Origin of the sequence: Lawsonia intracellularis PHE/MN1-00, from assembly GCF_000055945.1 — a bacterium.
In the GTDB taxonomy this organism is placed as follows: domain Bacteria; phylum Desulfobacterota; class Desulfovibrionia; order Desulfovibrionales; family Desulfovibrionaceae; genus Bilophila; species Bilophila intracellularis.
Genome location: NC_008011.1, coordinates 935,833 through 956,598, shown reverse-complemented (window position 1 = coordinate 956,598; position 20,766 = coordinate 935,833). Strand labels below are relative to the sequence as shown.

At 33.8% G+C, this 20,766-nt stretch carries 20 protein-coding genes; 16 read left to right on the top strand and 4 right to left on the bottom strand.

What is annotated here, in order from left to right; genetic code table 11:
* Positions 1–263 precede the first annotated feature (263 nt).
* Both LI_RS04200 and LI_RS04195 read left to right on the top strand, forming a co-directional pair.
* Positions 264–839, top strand: coding sequence for a 5-formyltetrahydrofolate cyclo-ligase (locus LI_RS04200; protein ID WP_015353780.1), 576 nt, complete (start codon positions 264–266; stop codon positions 837–839).
* On the top strand, positions 830–1,582 hold the full coding sequence (locus LI_RS04195) for a purine nucleoside phosphorylase YfiH/LACC1 family protein (RefSeq protein ID WP_011526852.1): 753 nt from the start codon (positions 830–832) through the stop codon (positions 1,580–1,582). Before LI_RS04200 ends, LI_RS04195 begins: the two co-directional genes overlap by 10 nt.
* A 16-nt stretch (positions 1,583–1,598) precedes the next feature.
* On the opposite strand, the gene LI_RS04190 is transcribed toward LI_RS04195, so the two are convergent.
* A complete protein-coding gene (locus tag LI_RS04190) occupies positions 1,599–2,591 on the bottom strand; it encodes a tRNA dihydrouridine synthase (protein ID WP_011526851.1) in 993 nt (330 codons plus the stop codon).
* A gap of 159 nt (positions 2,592–2,750) precedes the next feature.
* Between LI_RS04190 and def the strand changes: the two genes are divergently transcribed.
* From def to LI_RS04175, 3 genes are read left to right on the top strand one after another with little or no spacing between them, the layout of a single operon-like run.
* Positions 2,751–3,266: a peptide deformylase gene (gene def, locus LI_RS04185; RefSeq protein ID WP_011526850.1), complete on the top strand. Its 516-nt coding sequence runs from the start codon at positions 2,751–2,753 to the stop codon at positions 3,264–3,266.
* Complete coding sequence (gene fmt, locus LI_RS04180; RefSeq protein ID WP_011526849.1) at positions 3,263–4,231, top strand: methionyl-tRNA formyltransferase; 969 nt, start codon at positions 3,263–3,265, stop codon at positions 4,229–4,231. The genes def and fmt overlap by 4 nt, the downstream gene beginning before the upstream one ends.
* 56 nt (positions 4,232–4,287) lie before the next feature.
* Positions 4,288–5,187, top strand: a complete 900-nt coding sequence (locus tag LI_RS04175) for a DUF116 domain-containing protein (protein ID WP_011526848.1) — start codon at positions 4,288–4,290, stop codon at positions 5,185–5,187.
* A 24-nt stretch (positions 5,188–5,211) separates the two neighbouring features.
* On the opposite strand, the gene gap is transcribed toward LI_RS04175, so the two are convergent.
* The 3 genes from gap to surE form a co-directional block, all read right to left on the bottom strand.
* Positions 5,212–6,213 (bottom strand): type I glyceraldehyde-3-phosphate dehydrogenase, encoded by a 1,002-nt coding sequence (gap, locus tag LI_RS04170; protein ID WP_011526847.1) that lies wholly within the window; start codon positions 6,211–6,213, stop codon positions 5,212–5,214.
* A 109-nt stretch (positions 6,214–6,322) separates the two neighbouring features.
* A complete protein-coding gene (fba, locus tag LI_RS04165; RefSeq protein WP_011526846.1) occupies positions 6,323–7,246 on the bottom strand; it encodes a class II fructose-1,6-bisphosphate aldolase in 924 nt (307 codons plus the stop codon).
* 192 nt (positions 7,247–7,438) lie between these two features.
* Positions 7,439–8,194, bottom strand: coding sequence for a 5'/3'-nucleotidase SurE (gene surE, locus LI_RS04160; protein ID WP_011526845.1), 756 nt, complete (start codon positions 8,192–8,194; stop codon positions 7,439–7,441).
* Between the two features lie 123 nt (positions 8,195–8,317).
* Here surE and LI_RS04155 point away from each other — a divergent pair, with 123 nt between their 5' ends.
* The 11 genes from LI_RS04155 (at position 8,318) to LI_RS04105 (ending at position 20,760) form a co-directional block, all read left to right on the top strand.
* Complete coding sequence (locus LI_RS04155; RefSeq protein ID WP_011526844.1) at positions 8,318–9,376, top strand: 3'-5' exoribonuclease YhaM family protein; 1,059 nt, start codon at positions 8,318–8,320, stop codon at positions 9,374–9,376.
* Positions 9,361–9,987 carry a dTMP kinase gene (gene tmk, locus LI_RS04150; RefSeq protein ID WP_011526843.1) on the top strand — a complete coding sequence of 209 codons (627 nt, stop codon included), beginning with the start codon at positions 9,361–9,363 and terminating at the stop codon, positions 9,985–9,987. The genes LI_RS04155 and tmk overlap by 16 nt, the downstream gene beginning before the upstream one ends.
* A 98-nt stretch (positions 9,988–10,085) precedes the next feature.
* A complete protein-coding gene (gene menA, locus LI_RS04145; protein WP_011526842.1) occupies positions 10,086–11,000 on the top strand; it encodes a 1,4-dihydroxy-2-naphthoate octaprenyltransferase in 915 nt (304 codons plus the stop codon).
* Positions 10,997–11,623 (top strand): CPBP family intramembrane glutamic endopeptidase, encoded by a 627-nt coding sequence (locus tag LI_RS04140; protein WP_011526841.1) that lies wholly within the window; start codon positions 10,997–10,999, stop codon positions 11,621–11,623. Before menA (LI_RS04145) ends, LI_RS04140 begins: the two co-directional genes overlap by 4 nt.
* A gap of 111 nt (positions 11,624–11,734) precedes the next feature.
* Positions 11,735–12,628, top strand: a complete 894-nt coding sequence (gene menA / locus LI_RS04135; RefSeq protein WP_011526840.1) for a 1,4-dihydroxy-2-naphthoate octaprenyltransferase — start codon at positions 11,735–11,737, stop codon at positions 12,626–12,628.
* Positions 12,629–12,818: 190 nt separating this feature from the next.
* Entirely contained in the window at positions 12,819–13,289 is a 471-nt protein-coding gene (gene rnhA / locus LI_RS04130) for a ribonuclease HI (protein ID WP_041817134.1), read from the top strand.
* Positions 13,290–13,603: 314 nt separating this feature from the next.
* Positions 13,604–15,328 carry a 30S ribosomal protein S1 gene (locus LI_RS04125; RefSeq protein WP_011526838.1) on the top strand — a complete coding sequence of 575 codons (1,725 nt, stop codon included), beginning with the start codon at positions 13,604–13,606 and terminating at the stop codon, positions 15,326–15,328.
* 540 nt (positions 15,329–15,868) lie between these two features.
* Positions 15,869–16,618: a glutamine ABC transporter substrate-binding protein gene (locus LI_RS04120; RefSeq protein ID WP_011526837.1), complete on the top strand. Its 750-nt coding sequence runs from the start codon at positions 15,869–15,871 to the stop codon at positions 16,616–16,618.
* A gap of 122 nt (positions 16,619–16,740) precedes the next feature.
* Positions 16,741–17,433, top strand: a complete 693-nt coding sequence (locus LI_RS04115; protein ID WP_011526836.1) for an amino acid ABC transporter permease — start codon at positions 16,741–16,743, stop codon at positions 17,431–17,433.
* Positions 17,434–17,539: 106 nt separating this feature from the next.
* Positions 17,540–19,234, top strand: a complete 1,695-nt coding sequence (locus LI_RS04110; RefSeq protein WP_011526835.1) for a SulP family inorganic anion transporter — start codon at positions 17,540–17,542, stop codon at positions 19,232–19,234.
* Complete coding sequence (locus tag LI_RS04105) at positions 19,231–20,760, top strand: YifB family Mg chelatase-like AAA ATPase (RefSeq protein WP_011526834.1); 1,530 nt, start codon at positions 19,231–19,233, stop codon at positions 20,758–20,760. Before LI_RS04110 ends, LI_RS04105 begins: the two co-directional genes overlap by 4 nt.
* Positions 20,761–20,766: the final 6 nt, after the last annotated feature.

Below are 20,766 nucleotides of genomic sequence, written 5' to 3'. Positions count from 1 at the left end.
TATTGAGCGTTATAAAATTTATTTTTTGTTATTCTAATTCAGAACTAGCAACTTTATCTTAATTAATAGTAATTCTTATAGATTATTATTTATATCTAAATTATTGATTTGCACAGAACTAGTAAAACAATATTGTAAAAACTTAGTTAGTACACCATTTTCTCTTAGATAAAAAGTAGTTTATAATATATAAAATTAATTGTAACAGAGTGATTGATAATTGACAAAGGGATATTTGCAAAAGATATTTAAGGCTTATGTATATGCTAGATAAGGATTTTGTTCGAAACTCTTGTATTATTCGCCGTCAGGCACTTTCATCTGAAGAGGTTCATAGTGCTTCTCGTATAATTGCAGCAAAGTTATTTAATGATGATGTCTGGAGGAGAGCTCGCTCTGTAGCTTTGTATTCTTCTATAAAAAATGAGGTTTCTACAGAGTCACTTTTAAGGCAAGCCTGGCAGGAAGGAAAACAAGTATTATTACCTAGATGTATTTTAAGTGGTGAACCTGAGTTGGAATTTGCCCTTTGTCGAGGTTGGGAAGAGCTTGTTGTTGGTCCTTTTGGGATCTTAGAGCCAGATTATAAAAGGTGTATTGCTGTTTCTGGCAAGAATCTTCCTGAGTTAATTATAGTCCCAGCAGTTGGATTGACAAGTTTTGGAGCTCGGTTAGGTTATGGTAAAGGGTATTATGATAAACTTCTTTCTAAGTCTGGATGGGATCGGATAGTAAGGGTAGCTTTGATTTATCAAAGTCAAATTGTAGAATTTAATCCCAGTATATCTGATGTACCTATGCATGGATATATAACAGAGTTAGGTTTCATATGGATTTAGTTGGTATTCCATTTATATTTCCAGGAGTCTCAGGGGTCCGTTGTTTATTTCAAACTCCATGTTTAGATAAAACAAAAGAGGGGACCTATCCCAATGACTTGGGTAACCATTTCCCTGCTGATATAGAGAAGAAAACTTTTGGTCGTCGTCGAATTATGAAGCAGGCTAATATTAGCCAACTTATTGAAGTTGAGCAAGTTCATGGGGATGTTTTATTGTTTGAATCAGAACCAACGTTTTATAAAGGGAATGCCTCTGGGGTCACTCAACAAGCAGATGGGATCAGTACAACAAAAAAAGGTGTAGGGTTATTAATTAGAACAGCAGATTGCCAACCTATTTTATTAGCGCATAAAAGTGGCCATTATATAGCTGCTATTCATGTGGGTTGGCGTGGAAATCGTATTGAGTTTCCTCAAACAGCAGTAAAAAATTTTTGTAGTTATTATAAAGTAGAACCATCAGAAGTTTTAGTTGTAAGAGGTCCAAGCCTTTCACCAGCATATGCTAAGTTCACAAGTTTTAAGGAAGAATGGGATGAAGATTTTGATCCTTGGTTTTCTATAGAAACAGAAACAATGGATTTATGGGAGTTAACATGTTTTCAGCTTAAATCTGTAGGGATTCTTTCTAAGAATATTTTTAGTTTGGATCTTTGTACGTATCTTTTACCTGAGCTTTTTTTTTCTTATCGACGTGATAGCAAGTGTGGCCGACAAGGAAGTCTCATATGGATAGAGTAAGGATATTAAAACGTTACTAATTTTCATTACAGGAGGCTACTTGTTCTTTTTTTAAAAATTGTTGTAATATATCTTCAAATGAGCTCCATGTACGGCAACTAATAATATTTAAACGAAGTTGTTTTGCACCTTTTAAATGACGAATATATCTAGGAACAATAGTTCTCATTTTTAATAATGCAGTATCATAAGAGCTATATTTACATGCTAAGTAACTATGACGCATTATCATAGAAAATAAACTGTTCGAGTTGGTTGTAGTAATCTGTTTTCCTTTAAGAATTTGATTATGTTTAGTGAAGATATTTGGATCTTTTAAAGCTCCTCGTGCATACATTACAGTATCTACATGTGTTTTTTTTATGCAATCAACTCCATGTGATGCTGTGAGTAAGTCACCACTTGCAATTACTGGTATTTTTACTTGCTGTTTTAGTTCTAAAAGTTTTTCCCAGTTTGCAGTTCCTGTAAAACCTTGTTGAGCAGTTCGAGGATGTAAAGTAATCCAGCCAGCACCAGCTTCTTCTAGTAATTTTGCTAAAATGGGCCATGTCTCATGCTTTTCATCCCAACCTAAGCGTAACTTAAATCCTATAGATTTTTTGTTTACGGTATGGATCATAGCCTCTGCTATCTTAATAGAGTTATCAATATTTTTCATCATACTAGCACCACTACCTGTACGTGTTATTTTTGGTACAGAGCACCCCATATTACAATCAAACCATTTATACCCTTTTTCTAGGAGTATAGTAAGAGCATCTTTCATACATGAGGCTTCAGATCCACAAAGTTGTACAATAAGAGGATTATCTTCAGGGATAGTTTTTAAAAGACTTTCTGTCCCTGGATTATTGTAAATGAGTCCTTTAGCACTAATCATTTCTGTATAACATACAGCAGCTCCATGTTCTCGACAGAGCAAACGAAATGGGAGATCAGACCATCCAGCAATGGGTGCAAGCCAAGGTGTTTCAGGAGAAAAGGGAAGAGGTTGATTATATAACATAATACATTCTTTTGATCTGGACAGATATAATACTGTGCATTACTTCAACAATATGATAATTATTATATTGTAATTAGCAACGGTTAACATACCTAATAATACATATAGATAGTATTTTTAGTCTATAATAAATGGTACTTTTATTTATATGGAGTAAGTATGTCTTTAAAAATATTGCAGTATCCAGATATAAGTTTACAAAAAATAAGCCTTGAAGTTCAAGATATAACACAAGATATACATAATCTTGCTAAACAGATGGTACAAACTATGTATGATGCAAATGGGATAGGGCTAGCTGCTCCACAAGTTGGTTATCTTTTACGTCTTATTGTTGTTGATGTGAGTGGTCCAGAGCAAAAAAGTAGCTTACTGGTTCTTATTAATCCTAAAATTACACCTGTTATAGATTCTGGATTTATTGAGGGCGAAGAAGGTTGTCTTTCTGTCCCAGACTATAGGTCAAAAGTTAAAAGGCATGCTAAAGTGTTGCTTGATGCTATTGATCTTGATAGTAATCCTGTATCCTTTGAAGCAGAAGGGTTGTTATCAGTTTGTTTACAACATGAAATAGATCATTTAGATGGGAAACTATTTATTGATAGAGTGAGTTATTTGAAACGTAAACTTTATGATGGTCGATTGAAGAAAAGATTATTAAAAAATGCTATATGATACTACAGAATAAACCTCTACGTATTGTTTTTATGGGTACACCTGAGTTTGCAGCAATAATTTTACAAAAAATTGTTGCATCTGGGAAAGTAGATATTATAGCTAGTTATTGTCAGCCTGATAGACCCGTAGGTCGAGGGCATAAAGTTCAATTTTCAGCTGTAAAAATTCTTTCTAATTCATTAAGAATACCAGTATACCAACCAGTTAACTTTAAGAGTGAGTATGAAATAGAAAAACTATATGCTCTTAAACCAGATCTTCTTGTTGTAGCAGCTTATGGACTTATTTTGCCTCAGTCAGTGCTTGATATCCCCGCAATTTCCCCTTTAAATGTTCATGCATCCCTTTTACCCTGTTATCGTGGTGCAGCACCTATTCAACGTGCACTTATGAATAATGACAAGAAGACAGGAGTTACAATTATACGTATGGAAAAAGGGTTAGACACAGGAGCTATGTTTACCCATGAAGAGATTCCTATCAATATGGAAGATACTGCTGCAACAATGCATGAAAAGCTTGCTCAACTTGGAGGAAAGTTATTAATAAATATTTTTGAGCAGATTATTCAGGGGACCTTATCTGATCCTACCCCACAGGATGATATACAGGCAACTTATGCACCTAAGTTGACCAAGTCTGATGGGTGTATTTATTGGGATATGCCTGCAGAAAATGTTCATGCTGTTGTTCGTGGTGTAACTCCATGGCCTGGAGCTCAAACAAGCTTTAAGTTGGTTAACCGTAACCCTATAAATATATTATTTCAACCAGGAGAAATAGGTAGTAATGAACTTTTTAAGTATAATGAGGGTGATTCTCCTTTACCAGGAAGTATTTTAGGTCTAAAAGGTAATGCTATTGCTATTGCTTGTAAGGATGTTCCTTATTTAATTTATACATTACGTCCTGAAGGAAGAAAAACAATGACTGCTAAAGACTTTTGGAATGGATATCTTTAGTGATTGATCATAAATAAATGGTTAGGTTGAGTAATGTGTAACTTAGGGAGATATAAATGATTAATAGAGATGTATTATCTCAATATATTGCAACTGATGAAGCAGAGTTAAAAATTTTTGTTGGATTTTTTGTTGGGATAAGTGCATTGCTTATTTGTATTATGTTATTTTCTTTATGGTTAGTTTTTACTATTGGTTCTAATAATCAACCTGCTACAGTTTCTTTGTTTGTTATTCTTTTTTGTTTTTTACTAGTTTCTCCAATTAGTTGGATATCAGTTGAATTACTTCTTCATTTTTATATGGGGTGGACAGTAATGAGTCCTCTCAAACTTAGAAGTATAGTTATTAGGTTTGCACTACCTATGGTAGAGCTTTTTGTTAGAGTCATAAAAGGTCCAATTGAGCCAGTTCGCCGCTCGTTTATTGCAATAAATAACTTGTTGTTATTAAAGGCAAAGTTATCATATGAACCACATGATGTTCTTGTGTTAGCACCACATTGTTCACAAGCAAGCCGTTGTAAACTTCGTTTGACATACAATAATGATAACTGCGCTCGGTGTGGAAAGTGTCCTATTGGCTCATTATTAGAGTTACGTGATGAGTCAGGAGTAAAAGTTTTATCTGCCACAGGTGGGACAATGGCTAGACGTATTATAAAAGAAGTAAGGCCTAAGATGATTGTTGGTATAGCTTGTGAACGGGATTTAGTGGAAGGTATACATGATATTCCTTCTTTTTTCCCTGTTTATGGTTTTCTTAATGAATGTCCTAATGGCCCCTGTATAGATACATTGATAAATGTGAGTAGATTAAGAAAGGTATTAAAAAAATTTATTCCTTCTCTTCACTTTTCTAATGAAGAAAAGTCAGAAACTACTCCTTTAAAGAAGTGGATTCCACCCTCTGAATATACTAATATTGTTGCTCAATCTGAAAAGATTATCCAATAGTATTTGGTTACAAATAAATTATTTTTACATAGATTTTTCTACAAGATTGATAAGTCTAAGGAGTTGGTTTGTAAAACCTGCCTCATTGTCATACCAAACAAGGATTTTAGCAAGTTTAGAGCTAATAACAGATGTTGAAAGCGCATCTACAACCCCACCATGGATATCTCCTGTATAATCAATAGATACTAGTGGTTCATCACAATATCCAAGAATATTTTTGAGTTTCCCCTCAGCAGCATTTTTTAATGTATTATTTATATCATCAACAGTAACTGGTTGTTTTAGTTCGCAAGTGAAGTCTACTAAAGAAACATTTGGTGTTGGGACACGGATAGCCATTCCATCAATTTTCCCTTCAAGTTCAGGAATAACAAGCCCAATAGCTTTTGCTGCTCCTGTTGTTGTAGGAATAAGAGAAAGCGTGGCAGCTCGTGCTCTACGTAAATCTTTTTGAGAGCCATCAAGTATTCTTTGACTCATGGTATATGAATGAATTGTGGTCATAACACCATGTTCAATACCAAATACATCATTAAGTACTTTTACTACAGGCGCTAAGCAGTTTGTTGTGCAAGAGCCAGCAGAAAGGATATGGTGATCTTTGGGAAGGTAGTCTGAATCATTAACTCCCATTATAATAAGGGCATCAGTATCTTTGCTAGCTGTAGATATAATAACTTTTGCTGCTCCAGTTTGGATGTGTGCTTCAAGTCCATCTCTTGTTTTGATAGCTCCTGTAGACTCAACTACTAAGTTAACATCCATATCTTTCCATATCCACTCTCCTACTTTTTTTCTAGAGACATTGATATGGTGTCCATTAATAATAAGTCCATCATCATCATAAGAAATAGAACCTTTAAAGGGTCCATGAATAGAGTCATATTTAAACAAGTGAGCTAAAGATGCATTGTCAGCACGAGCATTTATTGCAACAACTGGCATATATGATTGATTTGCCATAAGTCTTATAAGATAACGCCCAATACGTCCAAATCCGTTAAGTCCAATACGAACTGACATAATTGAAGAGGTCCTTATGCAATGTTATATTTATGTTAAAGTTAATAAGACGTATAAAAAGATAGGATATTTCATCCATTCATTATGGTTAATTTAGTGATTTGTCTAGCTAAATAGTATTAGCACATCCTAAAACATATTTAATTTTGTGTTGTACCATATCTTTTACAGCTTGTCTTGCAAGTTTAAGGTAACTTCTGGGATCAAATTCTTCTGGATGTTCTACAAAAAATTTACGGATAGATGCAGTCATAGCTAAACGAATATCAGTGTCAATATTAATTTTACAAACAGCTAAAGAGGCAGCTTTTCGAAGAAATTCTTCTGGGACTCCAGCAGAGCCAGCAATTTTTCCTCCATATTTGTTACACATATCAACATATTGTTGTGAAACACTGGATGCACCATGTAGAACTAATGGGAAGTCTGGGAGTAGATTACCAATAGTTTCAAGACGAGCAAAATCTAGTTCAGGTTTACCTTTAAATTTGTATGCACCATGACTTGTACCAATGGCAATAGCTAATGAGTCACATCCAGAGCGTTGGACAAATTCTACAGCCTGATCTGGATCTGTGTATACGCTGTGCTCTGAAGATACATCATCTTCAACACCAGCAAGACGTCCAAGTTCAGCTTCTACCCAGACTCCATGTGCATGTGCATAGTCTACTACTTGTTTGGTGAGTGCAATATTTTCTTCAAAAGGAAGATGGGAACCATCAATCATTACAGATGTAAAACCATCATCAATACATGTTTTACAAATTGCAAAGTCTGCACCATGATCAAGGTGTAAAACAATAGGGATATCTGTATCTAATACTCCTGCTTCAATAAGTTTTACAATATAGTTTTTACCAGCATAATTTCGTGCTCCTGCAGAAACTTGTAAGATGACTGGTGCCCTTTCTTCTGTTGCAGCCATAAGGATACCTTGTATAATTTCCATATTATTTACATTAAAAGCTCCAATGGCGTATCCTTCTTTGTAGGCCTTTTCAAACATGACTTTAGGTCCGGTAAGTGGCATAGTTAACCTCTTTGTGATATGAGTGTGTATTTATAAGAACAACCAGATACCTTTCTAACATAGTAATAGTGTATTATAGAAATTTTTTTTTATAAAAGGAAGGCATCACGCTGAAATAAATAGCATAAATAACATCTCTAAATTAAATAGTATTTATGAAAATATAAAGTTATTATAACTTATTTTAGTAGGTTATGTAAAAGAGTGTTGTTCAAGATTAGATAGTGTAGTTTGAGCAGTCATATTAAACATTAATGGAGTTATTGTAATCCATCCTTCAAGGAGAAAAAAAACATCAGTTTGTGAGATACCATGACTATATGGAATATAAGGAGAAATAAACCAATATGGTTTTCCATTATCATCCTTTTTTTTATGAAGCTTATGTTCCCATCCCTGTGTGGACATAGCACATACTTTAATTCCTAAAGTTTTTTTAATAGATATAGATGGATAGTTAATATTAAGTATTTGGCCTTTTGGAACTAATGAAAAGTCAATTTTTTTTAGTAAGTTAGCAGCATGTTCTGCATAGCTTTGTGTGGGATCCACTTCTTCACGTGGTCTAGAAAAAGCAATAGATGGTATCCCTGCAACACATCCTTCCATAGCAGCAGCAACTGTTCCAGAATATAAAATATCTGTTCCTACATTATGTCCAGCATTAATCCCAGAAATAATAAGATCCGGTGGATTTTCATGAAGCTTTGCAAGCCCAACCTTTACACAGTCTACAGGAGTTCCATTTATAGCTGTACCTTTGAAATCTCCATCATATACATCTTGAGTAGTTAATGGAACATTAAGTGAAACGGAGTTACTTGCTCCTGATCTTTCAACGGTTGGTGCAAAAGGGAATACATTATGCCCTAACTTCACCAACTCATTATAGATTGCTCGTAGTCCAGAAGCATGAATACCATCATCATTTGTTAAAAGAATGTTCATGAGCAACCTCCTAGTAGCTATTAAAATGTAAACTTGACATCATATCTAAAACAGAAGATTTTTAAAGAACAGATTAGAAATTACTATTATAAGTTGTTAAAAAAGATATAATATAGGATAATCATGGACGGAATGCAATCTTCCAACAAAAGTTTTAATAAAAATCAATGGATTAAAGATGTTACGTTAAGTGAAGAGGTGGCATCTTTGTTTTTAATTGCAGCAAGTTCACAACAACAAGCTAAAAATGGACCTTTTTGGCGATTAGAACTTAAAGATGTAACAGGTACTATAGAGGCCCGTATTTGGAGTCCAATGAGCCTTGAATATCCAAAAATTCCAACTGGAATTATAGCTTATGTAAAAGGAAGAGCTGAAAGTTATAGAGAGCAACTACAAATTAATATTATAGAATTACATATTATAGATGAAGATGAGTTACTAACTATAGATATAGGCATGTTTCTACCTGCAAGTGTAAGAAACTCACAAGATATGTTTAGTGAGTTAGAAGCAATATGTAATAAAGAGTTTACACATAAACCATGGCATAGGTTTGTTTTTAGTATATTAAATGATCCTGAGGTGAAACCAAAACTATTAGTTGCTCCTGCAGCAAAGGGTGTACATCATGCATGGGTTGGAGGGTTATTAGAACATATTCTTTCTGTAGTAAAAGTATCTTTATTAATATGTGATCATTATAATTGTTTAGATCGTCAAACGCTACTAGCTGGAGCCATTTTTCATGATATAGGAAAACTATGGGAACTTTCAGGAGGATTAGATAATAACTATACAGATGAAGGTCGGTTAATAGGTCATATTAATATAAGTCTTGAAAAGTTTCAAAGTTATCTTATACAGTCAGGCTTAGAAGAAGGTCTTGCTATGCATTTTAAACATCTTGTTCTTAGTCATCATGGTCTTTATGAGTTTGCTTCACCAAGGTTGCCTCAAACAGCTGAAGCATTTGCTCTTCACTATATAGATAATCTAGATGCTAAAATAGCTCAAAGTATTGCAGCACTACAGGATATTTCATCAGGAGAGACAGGTTGGTCTTCATATCAAAAAACACTTGAACGCCAATTATATCAAGCAACTAAGACCCCACTAGAAAGTAATAAGTTAGAAGATCAGAGTATCAAACAGAAGGTTAGCCAGTGTTCATTACTATAGAGGGTATTGAAGGATCAGGGAAAACCACATTAATAAATCGTCTTTCAGAATACTTTAGTAGTAGAGGGGAAGATGTTATTGTTACTCGTGAGCCTGGTGGTTGTGAGTTGGGAGGTTTATTAAGATCTCTTGTTCTTTCTTCAGAGTTAGGGCTTACAGCAGAAAGTGAACTTTTTTTATTTCTTGCGGATCGTGCTCAACATGTATCTGAGTGCATACAGCCGGCGATAATGAATGGGAAAACAGTTTTTTGTGATCGTTATGCTGATTCAACTATTGTATACCAAGGTTATGGTCGAGGTATGAATATTGGTAAGTTGTGGGAATTTAATGAGGTAGCTATAAAAGGTATATGGCCCCAAAAAACACTTTTATTAGATATAGACGTAGAGAAAGCACTTGAAAGAGCATGTATTCGAAATGAAGCACTAGGGTTAAACATTGTAGAAGGTAGATTTGAATCAGAACCTATGGATTTTCATAACCGTATACGTGATGGTTTCCTACATTGGGCAGGAAGAAATCCTGATAGGATTACTATTCTTAATGCGGATACAACCCCAGAAGATTTATTTCAACAGTCGGTTAGTGTTTTAAGAGAAATAGTGTAATTTAAACTAGTTTTATTTATAAGAGATTAAGGTATCTCTTACTTTTTTTTTTTTTTTTTTTTTTTTTTTTTTTTTTTTTAGGTAGTTGGAGAATAGTTATGTTATATACATGGATTATTGCTACACGTCCTTGGTCTTTTACTGCTGCTTTAATCCCTATTTCTTTAGGTACAGCTTTAGCTTGGTCTGGAACGGTAAAAACACCTGGTGTTCCTTTTCATTTTTTTTGCTTTTTGCTTATATTATTATCTGGGCTTCTTTTACAAGCAGGAACAAATCTTCTTAATACATATGGTGACTTTATTTCAGGAGTAGATACGTTGGACTCGGCAGTAACCTGTCCGCAGCTTGTTAGAGGAATCCTTTTACCTGAGAAAGTGAAGCAGGTGGGGATAGCTTTATTAGTTCTTTCTGTTATCTTAGGTTTAATCCTTTATTTATTATCAGGTTGGCCTATATTACTTTTTGGAGTAATCGGTCTTATTGGTTCAGCTACTTATACAACAGGTAGCTCTCCATATAAATATAAAGGGCTTGGACCTATATTTGTATTTTTTCTTATGGGACCATGTATGGTTTTACCAGCCTATTATGTTCAAGCAGACGTCCTTACTTGGAGCTCATTTTTTGCTTCATTACCTATTTCGTTTTTAGTTACAGCTATTATGCATGCAAATGATTTACGAGATATTCAACATGATAAACTTGCCAATATTAGTACAGTTGCTATTTGGCTAGAGCTTAAAAGTAGTTTGGTACTATATAGAATATTATGTTTAGGTGCATTTGTATCACTGATTTTTGTTGTTGCTTTTGGTCTTGTTCCTATTACAGGGATACTTCCATTAGCTCTTACTCCGTATTTAAATAGTAAACTTAAAAGGCTAAGAGCTTCTGAAATAGATAATGAATTAATAGTACTTGAAGGATGGACAGCTCAATTTCACTTTCTTTTTGGGGTCTTTTATGTTGTGGGAGTTTTGTTATGGGGTATTATACAAGTTATATTATGAAAAATCATACACCTTCTGGACTTCAAGTTTTATTTTTAGTTTTATTAGCTGTTATTTTTTGGGCAATAGTCTTTGGAACAACATACATAAATTTTTGGTTAGGTATGAGCTGTTCTTCTATGGTGTTAGCTTTTTTTTCTTTTTTATTGGGTTCTCCGTTTCATTATAGTAAATTTTCATGGAAAGTATGCTTGTTAGGTATAGGCTCTGCATTTATTTTGTATAGTATTTTTTATCTTGGAGATATGATTGCTACAAAGTTACTTCCTTTTGCTCAAGCACAAGTAGCAGATATTTATAGTATTCGTGAACAGAGTAACTCAGTACTTATAGGGTTTATTTTGCTATTTATTACTAGTCCTGCAGAAGAAATTTTTTGGCGTGGATTTTTTCAACGTTGGGCTATGACACGTTTTGGGGACTTAGGTGGTTGGCTATTAGCTGGAGTCAGTTATGCAGGAGTTCATATATGGTCAATGAATAGTATGCTAATTTTTTCTGCTGCTATTGCAGGATTATTTTGGGGGCTCATTTTTTGGAGGACAAGCAACCTTATTCCTTGCATTGTTTCTCATTCTTTATGGACCCTCATGGTTTTTGTTCTTTTCCCTATTTTAGGTTAAAAGTTAATCTAAATACCTTTGTGAAGCTATAAACAGTTTCTTAAGAAGATTCCCTCAATAATAAATAATAATAGTATTAATAAGATATGTAGTGTTGTTAAGGGAGTTGTTATGTTATATCAATGGATTATTGCAAGTAGACCTTGGACATTTACAGCTGCATTTACTCCTATTGCTTTAGGAACATCGCTAGCAATTAGTGATGGATACCATTTCGATCTATTTTTATTCATTTTAGCTTTATTAGGTGGTATTTTTTTACAGGCTGGTGCTAATTTTCTTAACACATATGGTGACTATATGTCAGGGGTAGATACTATAGATTCAGCTATTACATGTCCTCAAATTGTCACTGGTATTCTTCCAGCATATAAAATGAAATATGTTGGGATTGGTATGCTTACTACTGCTATTATCATTGGCTTATTTTTAATTTTTTTATGTGGTTGGCCTGTCTTTGTTTTTGGTTTTATAGGGTTCTTGGGAGCTGCATCATATACAACAGGATGGTCCCCATATAAGTATAAAGGGCTTGGACCTATTTTTGTATTTTTTTTAATGGGGCCATTTATGGTACTTCCTGCATATTATATACAAACTTACTCATTAAATATGAATATATTCTTTGTATCAATACCGATAGCTTTTTTAGTTACAGCTATTATGCATGCAAATGATCTTCGTGATATTGAATATGATAATGCTTCAGGTATTAAAACAATAGCGTTATGGTTAGGGTTTAAGCGCAGTTTGTTACTTTATAAGGTAATCTGCATAATGGCTTTTGTTGTGTTAGTATGTTTAGTTGCGCTAAGAATATTACCAACAGTTGCTTTATTACCATTAGTTCTTTTTCCTCTTTTAATTAGAAAGTTCCAACGTATTAAATACCCTGATATAACAGTTGAAATAAAAAATCTTGTAAAGTGGACAGCAGGTTTTCATTTTCTTTTTGGTTTATTTTTTATTATTGGGATATTACTAAGTCCTTTTGTTTATGTATAGTGAGGGTTACTTAGGCTGGTAAGATATAAGTATAATTAAAAGTAAAAATTTAAAGGTGTTATATAAGATGGTAACTAGTATAAGTAGCCCTAAAAGTTTATGTTATTTTTTACTGAAATGATATGAACAATTAGTTAATCTATGCTATTCAATATAGTATGTATAGTTATTTGAGGTGAGGAGTAACTACTTGAAATCGGTAGAAGTATTCACAGATGGTTCTTGTCTTGGTAATCCAGGGGCAGGTGGATGGGCAGCTATTTTACGTTATGGAGACTATGAACAGGAGATTTCGGGTGGTTTTAGTTACACAACAAATAACAGAATGGAAATGATAGCAGCTATTTATGCTCTTGAAAAGCTAAAAGAATCTTGTTTAGTTATGTTATATACTGATTCTCAATATTTACGTAATGCTGTGGAGAAACAGTGGTTAGTGTTTTGGGAGAAAAATAATTGGAAAACTGCAAGTAAAAAACCAGTGAAAAATCAAGACCTATGGAAAAGACTGCAACGTCAACTTGAGCGCCATAATGTTATATTTACATGGGTTAGAGGGCATAGTGGTCATTTTGAAAATGAACGATGTGATAATCTTGCACGAATGGAAGCTTCTCGTTCAAATTTGCCCAAAGATTGTGGGTTTATCAATGAGGGGTAATAGTAATTATGTTATAAAATTTAACCTAGTTTATAATGAATGTAGTTATTATTATAGATTATGTTGTAAATTTATTTAAACAATTTTTTGCTACTTATAATCTATAAATTTAGTTATAGTATAGTAATAATTACTATCAGATATTATTACGATTTTATATTTAGTTATGTATAAAAAAAGGTTCTTAATGAACCTTTTTTTATACAAATAAAAATTATAAAGAGATTTTCGACCCTTGCCATAATCCATGACAGTTGTTATTGAAAACGACTTACCTTAGGTTGAAAAAAGTATGTGGGCCTTGTGGAGGTTATATGGAAACTGAGGAAACTATGGAAAATAACGGTACAGACCTAGACTTTAATTTTGAAAGCGCACTTGAAGACTATCTCAGTACAGATTTTGGTGATCTTGAGGAAGGAACCATTGTCAAAGGTGAGATCGTTCGTATAGATGATGATAATGTACTTGTTGATGTAAACTTTAAGTCTGAAGGACAAATTCCTACTATTGAATTTCAAAATACTGATGGGAATATTACAGCTAAAGTTGGAGATAAAATAGATGTTTTTGTTGTTCGAAAGAATGAGCAAGAAGGAACTATTATTTTGTCTTTTGAAAAAGCTAAAAGAATGCAGCTTTTTGATCAACTTGAAGATCTACAAGAGAAAAATGGTATTATTAAAGGACGTATTGTACGTCGTATAAAGGGTGGTTATACAATTGACCTTAGGGGAGTGGAAGCATTCTTACCTGGTTCTCATGTTGATCTTCGTCCTGTACCAGATATGGATATGTTAGTAAATCAAGAGTATGAATTTCGTGTACTAAAAATTAATCGTAGACGGAGTAATGTAATTGTTTCTCGTCGAGTTCTTTTAGAGGAAGAGCGTGATTCAAAGCGGCAGGATTTACTCCAAACAATTTCCGAAGGCCAGGTTGTTGTTGGTAAAGTCAAAAATGTTACTGAGTATGGTGTATTTGTTGATCTTGGTGGGCTTGATGGTCTCCTTCATATCACAGATATGTCTTGGAAGCGTATCCGTCATCCTCGAGAAATGGTTAATTTAGGTCAGGAGTTAGAGTTAAAAGTTCTTTCTTTTGATAAAGAGAATCAAAAAGTTTCTTTAGGTTTGAAGCAACTTGTTCCAGATCCATGGCAAGACATCACAGAACGCTTTCCTGAAACTTCTCATCATGTTGGAAAAGTTACAAATCTTGTTGATTATGGTGTTTTTGTGGAACTTGAGTCAGGAGTTGAAGGACTTGTCCATATTTCCGAAATGTCTTGGACAAGAAAGCTTCGTCATCCATCTCAAATGGTTCATCAAGGAGATGAAGTAGAAGTTGTTATTCTTGGTATTGATCAGGATAAAAAGCGTATCTCTCTAGGGATGAAGCAAGTCAAGCCTAATCCATGGGAATTAGTAGGTGAGAAATATCCAGAAGGGACAATACTTGAGGGTGTAGTTAAAAATATTACAGAATTTGGGATGTTTATTGGTATTGAGGATGGAATTGATGGATTAATTCATGTTTCTGATATCAGTTGGACGAAAAAAGTTCGTCATCCAAATGAGTTATTTAAAGTAGGAGATACTGTTCAGGCAAAAGTGCTCACTGTTGATCAGGAAAATGAAAAGTTTACCCTTGGCATCAAGCAGCTTACTGAAGATCCATGGTCAAATGCCCCTTCTGTGTATCCTGTTGGAGGTATTGTGAAAGGCATCATTACAAATATTACCGATTTTGGTTTATTTGTTGAGGTCGAGGAGGGGATTGAAGGTCTTGTACATGTTTCTGAATTAAGCTCTAAAAAAATAAAATCACCCTCTGAAATTTATAAAGATGGTGAAGAAATTCAGGCAAAAATTATTCATGTTAGTGCTGAAGAGCGTCGTTTAGGGCTTTCAATAAAACAACTAAAAGAAGATGAAGAGCATCGTAAATCTCGGGAGTATAGTAGAACAGGCCCTGACTCTGGTCAAAGCCTTGGAGATCTGCTAAAGATGAAACTTGAGGAGCCAACAGAAAATTAACGAATTAATATACGTTATTAAAAGAGCTCCATTAATGGAGCTCTTTTAATTTTGAGAATATATAATTAGCTATTTATATAGGGGATTATATAGTAATTATTCTATATCATTTTTAATTTATGGTAATAATTAAATATCGATGAAAATAATAAGTAATGTTATATTTAAAATTTTTAAATAGTTCTAAAATAGAAAATTCAAGACTAAATATGTAGTAAATTTAGTTTGTTAGTTTAATTTTTATTTATTATCTCCTATCAGAGATAATTATTATATTATTTATGTTAAATAGTAATAGTTATTTTGCTATGCATACAACATTATTTTTTAGAACTACGTCTAACAACTATTTCTTAAATAACAACTAACTTGATATTTTATCAAAATAAAGTTAGAATTAATAATCAACTTTATTATAATTATTCTATTATAATTATAAGCTAACTATAAACCATACCTTAGCTATCTAATGATTATTTAACTAAATAGATCCTACTTTAATATTATTAAAGCATTTGAAAGAATGTTTATAGAGGCAATATGAAATATAAAATATTTGTTTTTATTTTAGGACTATTTTTTACTAATACTTTTGGTTTTTTTGCTAATGCAAAAGGGTTAGTCGTTGCCCATGATACAAATTTAATGCCTTTTGAGTTTAAAGATAAAGAGGGTAATTTTGTAGGATTCGATATTGAACTATGGGAGCATATCGCAGAGATTGCTAATATACCCTATACTTTTCAACCTATGGATTTTAATGGCATTATTCCTGGATTACAAACTGGTAGTATTGACATTGCAATCTCAGGAATGACAATTACTCCTGAACGAGCTAAAGTTATATTATTTTCTCAGCCTTACTATGAATCAGGATTAATGATTCTTGTTCGTGCAGGAGAAGAGTCAATTTCAAAGTTGGAAGATCTTGTTGGGAAAACTGTTGGTGTAAAAACAGGAACTTCTTCTGTAGATTTTATGAAGAGCTTTGGTAAGCAAAGGTCATTAAAGCTTTTCCCTACTAATGATGGAATGTTTTTTGATCTTATGACTGGTGGCGTTGATGCTGTTGTTTTTGATGCTCCAGTATTACAGTATTTTGCCTCTTCAGCAGGAAAAGGAAAAGTTAAACTAGTTGGTCCTAAATATAAAGGACAACCATATGGAATTGCTTTTCGAAAAAATTCAGAGGAGTTAGTTCAAAAAGTAAATACTGCGCTTAATGAACTTAAGAGAAATGGGATCTATACAGAACTTTATAAAAAATGGTTTGGACTTCCCCCTGAATAATACATTAAAGCTAATAAGTATAAGTAGTTATATAATATATGTTTTGTTATATTTATTGAAATGATACAAGTGATATATAATGGGGAGAGTATTAATATTACTTTCAAATGCCTGGTGATTAAATGAGTTTTGATTTTCAACCACAAGTTATGTTAGAGACAGCACCACTATTACTAGAAGGTGTTGAATTAACACTTATAATTACAATTGGTGGTCTTTTTTTAGGTTTGGCCTTAGGGATACTTGTAGGACTTATAAATACCCCACGTTTTCCTTTTTTACGTACTTTGGCAGTAATATACGTAGAAATTATTAGAGGAACTCCTTTAATAGTACTTGTAATGTTTTTATATTTTGCCCTTCCTTTGGCTCTTGATATACATATTCCTCCTAATTGGGCAGGAGTAATAGCAATTGGAGTAAACTCTGGCGCATATATCGCTGAAATTGTTAGAGGTTCGATTATTTCTATATCTCATGGGCAAATGGAAGCTGCACGTTCTACTGGATTGACCCATGCCCAAGCAATGTTGTATATTATTTGGCCACAAGCCTTTAGACGCATGATCCCTCCATTGACAAATCAGTGTATTATTTCTTTGAAGGATACCTCATTATTGGTAGTTATAGGTGTTGGAGAATTAACAAGGCAGGGACAAGAAATTATTTCTGTAAATTTCCGTGCTTTTGAAGTATGGCTCACTGTCGCAATATTCTATTTAATAATGACATTAAGTATTTCAGCGCTATTAAAGTATCTTGAGCGTCGACTTGTTTTACCTGGAAGACTTCAATATGCTGGTAAACAATATTAAAGAAGTTTTTGATATAACGTTTTTTATATCCTGTACAAATTTGTACAGGATTTTATTTTATACTTGAGCTCCAATACTAACTAAGGATTTTTTATGAGGATTTTTTATGGATATCTATAAACAAAAAGCATTAGATAAGATTCCATTTGTCCCTAGTCTATTTAAAACCCTAGCTCAGGGTTATAGCTATAAAATGCTTTTTAAAGATTTTTCTGCAGGATGTAATATTGCTGTTATCGCACTTCCTCTTAGTTTAGCTTTTTCAATAGCGTCTGGGTTAACACCAGAAAAAGGTCTTTATTCAAGTATAGTTGCAAGTTTAATCATGGCCTTTTTAAGTGGGAGTAATTTTCAAATTTGTGGTCCAACAGGGGCTTTAGTTATTATTATCTTTACTATTATTTCACGATATGGATATGATGGGTTAATTATTACAACAATTATTTCAGGTACAATCCTTATTTTTTGTGGCATTACTCGGCTTGGATTTCTTATAAAATATATTCCATATCCTGTAACAATAGGTTTTACCTTAGGGATTGCTTTATTAATTTTTTCTTCACAAGTAAAAGACTTTTTTGGCCTACCTATGGCTGAAACTCCACCAGAATTTTTTGATAAGTGGCATTTATACTTACGTAATGCACTTTCATTTAGTCCTTCAACACTCTTTACTTCTTTTTTTACATTATTAGTTATTATTAGCGTTCGTTTTTATATTCCTCGTTTTCCAGCACCAGTGATGGGTGTTATTTTTACAACGGTTATTGTTTGGCTATTTGATTTACCTGTAGAAACAATAGGTAGTCGTTTTGGAACACTCCCATCTGATATCCCATCTTTTTTAGTACCATTAGATTTTAGTATTGAGAGGTTACGTATCTTATTACCAGATGCTTTCACTATGGCATTATTAATTGCAATAGAGTCCCTTCTTTCATGTGTAGTTGCTGATAGTATGACAGGGAAACGTCATAATTCTAATATGGAATTAATAGCTCAAGGGGTAGGTAATATTGGTTCTGTTTTATTTAATGGGATGCCTGCGACAGGTTCTATCGGTAGAACTATGACTAATATACGTTCAGGAGCATATTCACCTATTTCTTCTATTTTTCATGCTATATTTTTATTTGGTTTTATTCTTTATTTGATGCCTGCAATAGAGTTGATCCCATTATCTGCATTTGCTGGTGTCCTTGTTGTCGTTGCTTATGATATGAGTGACTTAATGACAGTCAGACGTATGTTCTATGGACCAACAGCAGATTGGGCGCTTATGTTGCTTACATTTATTTTGACTGTAGTTTTAGATCTTACGACTGCTGTCTATGTAGGTGTTATTTTGGCATCATTATTTTTTATGGGGAGGATGGGTGAAATTACACAGTTACAAACAGTTACAAAAGAATATCAATCTCATGAGATAGTCCAAGATATACCGGTTGAAAAGGATAAGTTGCCAAAAGGAGTGCATATTTTTTCAATAAATGGTCCTCTCTTTTTTGGTGTTGCAGATCGTTTACAAAAACTTTTAGAAGCAATGGAAACTACTCCTAAGGTATTTATTTTATATTTGCATAATATGCCTACAATAGATATGACAGCTATCCATACATTAGAGTCCTTTATTGAAAAAAGAAGGTCTGGTTGTAAAATATTTCTTGCAGATATTCATCCTGCAACAAGATCTACTCTTGACCGTGCTGGTATTATCCATGCAGTAGGTAAAGAAAACATTTTCCCTACACTCCAAAGTGCAGTTGAAGAATCTACTAAGTTTGTTGAGGATACTGCATGACAGTAAGGCTTGCTTGTGGAGCTTTAGAAGGTGTTGATGCTTTTCGTGTGGATCTTGAAGTAGATTTTTTACGTCAAGGATTACCGTCATTTGTAATGGTTGGCCTTGCTGAGGGTGCTGTCCGTGAAGCTAAAGAGCGTGTTTTTGCTGCATTGCGTTCTTGTGGCTTTACACTACCTCCTGCCAGGATAACAGTTAATTTGGCTCCAGCAAACCGTCGTAAAGGTGGCAGTGGGTATGATTTACCTTTAGCCATAGGTTTACTTGTGGCTTCTAATAACTTGCCTGTTGAAGTTATAAGTGGATGGTTCATGGGTGGAGAGCTTTCACTTACAGGGACGTTAAAGCCAATTCCAGGAATTCTTCCTTTAGCACTTTTAGCTAGGAAAGAAAAAGCAAAAGGTATTATTGTAGCATCAGAAAACGCAGCTGAAGCTAGTGTTGTTGCTGAGTTATCTACATTTGGTGCAAGAACGTTGAGTGAAGTAATAGATTTTTTGTTAGGGAAAATATCATTACCTATAGTGAAGCCAGTTGAACCAGATTTACCTGAAGTTGAGTCAATCTTAGACTTTGCTGATGTTAAAGGACAAGAGCATGCTAAAAGGGCTATAGAAATTGCTGCTGCAGGCGCACATAACCTTCTATTTGTAGGACCTCCTGGAAGTGGTAAGACTATGCTTGCTAAACGTATTCCTACTATATTACCTAAGTTAGATTTTGAAGAATCTTTGGAGGTTACGAAGATATATAGTGTAGCAGGATTGCTTAATCAGCAAGGGCTGATACAAAAAAGGCCATTTAGAGCACCACATCATACAATTTCAGAAATTGCACTTATTGGTGGAGGTGTATCTCCTCGTCCAGGAGAAGTTTCTTTAGCTCATAGAGGCGTATTATTTTTAGATGAGTTCCCTGAATATGCTAAAAGTACGCTTGAAGTATTACGACAACCACTTGAAGAAGGTAAAGTTACTATTTCTCGCTCTATGTTTTCTGTTGTTTTCCCTGCTGATTGTATGCTTGTTGCTGCTATGAACCCTTGCCCTTGTGGTTACTCTACAGATCCAAATCATAGTTGTATATGTACAGCTTCACAGATTCAACGTTATCGTGCAAGGCTATCAGGTCCTTTGCTTGATAGAATTGATTTACATATCACTGTTCCTACAGTTTCTTATGAAGAATTAAGAAGTTTAACATCTCATAGATGTTCTTCTCAGTTGTTAGAGAATATTTTACGTGCTCGAGAGATACAGTCAGTTAGGTATAAAAGTTTTTCTAATTGTCGAACCAATGCTGATTTATCTGGACGTCTTCTTGAAGAATTTTGTCAAATTGGACCGGATGGACAAAATTTTTTGAAAGAGGCTATGCAAAAATTAGCTCTATCTGCACGAGCTTATACACGAATTTTGCGTATTAGTAGAACTATTGCAGACCTTGCAGGTGTAAAACAAGTTTTAGTAAAGCATTTAGCTGAAGCAATTAACTGTAGAGTTCTTGATAGAGAATTTTTAAATTAGTTTAGT

Bases quoted from the DNA above. Each gene is read 5' to 3' on its own strand.
- LI_RS04200 (WP_015353780.1), top strand. From the start codon at position 264: ATGCTAGATAAGGATTTTGTTCGAAACTCTTGTATTATTCGCCGTCAG.
- LI_RS04195 (WP_011526852.1), top strand. From the start codon at position 830: ATGGATTTAGTTGGTATTCCATTTATATTTCCAGGAGTCTCAGGGGTC.
- LI_RS04190 (WP_011526851.1), bottom strand. From the start codon at position 2,591: ATGTTATATAATCAACCTCTTCCCTTTTCTCCTGAAACACCTTGGCTT.
- def (WP_011526850.1), top strand. From the start codon at position 2,751: ATGTCTTTAAAAATATTGCAGTATCCAGATATAAGTTTACAAAAAATA.
- fmt (WP_011526849.1), top strand. From the start codon at position 3,263: ATGATACTACAGAATAAACCTCTACGTATTGTTTTTATGGGTACACCT.
- LI_RS04175 (WP_011526848.1), top strand. From the start codon at position 4,288: ATGATTAATAGAGATGTATTATCTCAATATATTGCAACTGATGAAGCA.
- gap (WP_011526847.1), bottom strand. From the start codon at position 6,213: ATGTCAGTTCGTATTGGACTTAACGGATTTGGACGTATTGGGCGTTAT.
- fba (WP_011526846.1), bottom strand. From the start codon at position 7,246: ATGCCACTTACCGGACCTAAAGTCATGTTTGAAAAGGCCTACAAAGAA.
- surE (WP_011526845.1), bottom strand. From the start codon at position 8,194: ATGAACATTCTTTTAACAAATGATGATGGTATTCATGCTTCTGGACTA.
- LI_RS04155 (WP_011526844.1), top strand. From the start codon at position 8,318: ATGGACGGAATGCAATCTTCCAACAAAAGTTTTAATAAAAATCAATGG.
- menA (WP_011526842.1), top strand. From the start codon at position 10,086: ATGTTATATACATGGATTATTGCTACACGTCCTTGGTCTTTTACTGCT.
- LI_RS04140 (WP_011526841.1), top strand. From the start codon at position 10,997: ATGAAAAATCATACACCTTCTGGACTTCAAGTTTTATTTTTAGTTTTA.
- menA (WP_011526840.1), top strand. From the start codon at position 11,735: ATGTTATATCAATGGATTATTGCAAGTAGACCTTGGACATTTACAGCT.
- LI_RS04125 (WP_011526838.1), top strand. From the start codon at position 13,604: ATGGAAACTGAGGAAACTATGGAAAATAACGGTACAGACCTAGACTTT.
- LI_RS04120 (WP_011526837.1), top strand. From the start codon at position 15,869: ATGAAATATAAAATATTTGTTTTTATTTTAGGACTATTTTTTACTAAT.
- LI_RS04115 (WP_011526836.1), top strand. From the start codon at position 16,741: ATGAGTTTTGATTTTCAACCACAAGTTATGTTAGAGACAGCACCACTA.
- LI_RS04110 (WP_011526835.1), top strand. From the start codon at position 17,540: ATGGATATCTATAAACAAAAAGCATTAGATAAGATTCCATTTGTCCCT.
- LI_RS04105 (WP_011526834.1), top strand. From the start codon at position 19,231: ATGACAGTAAGGCTTGCTTGTGGAGCTTTAGAAGGTGTTGATGCTTTT.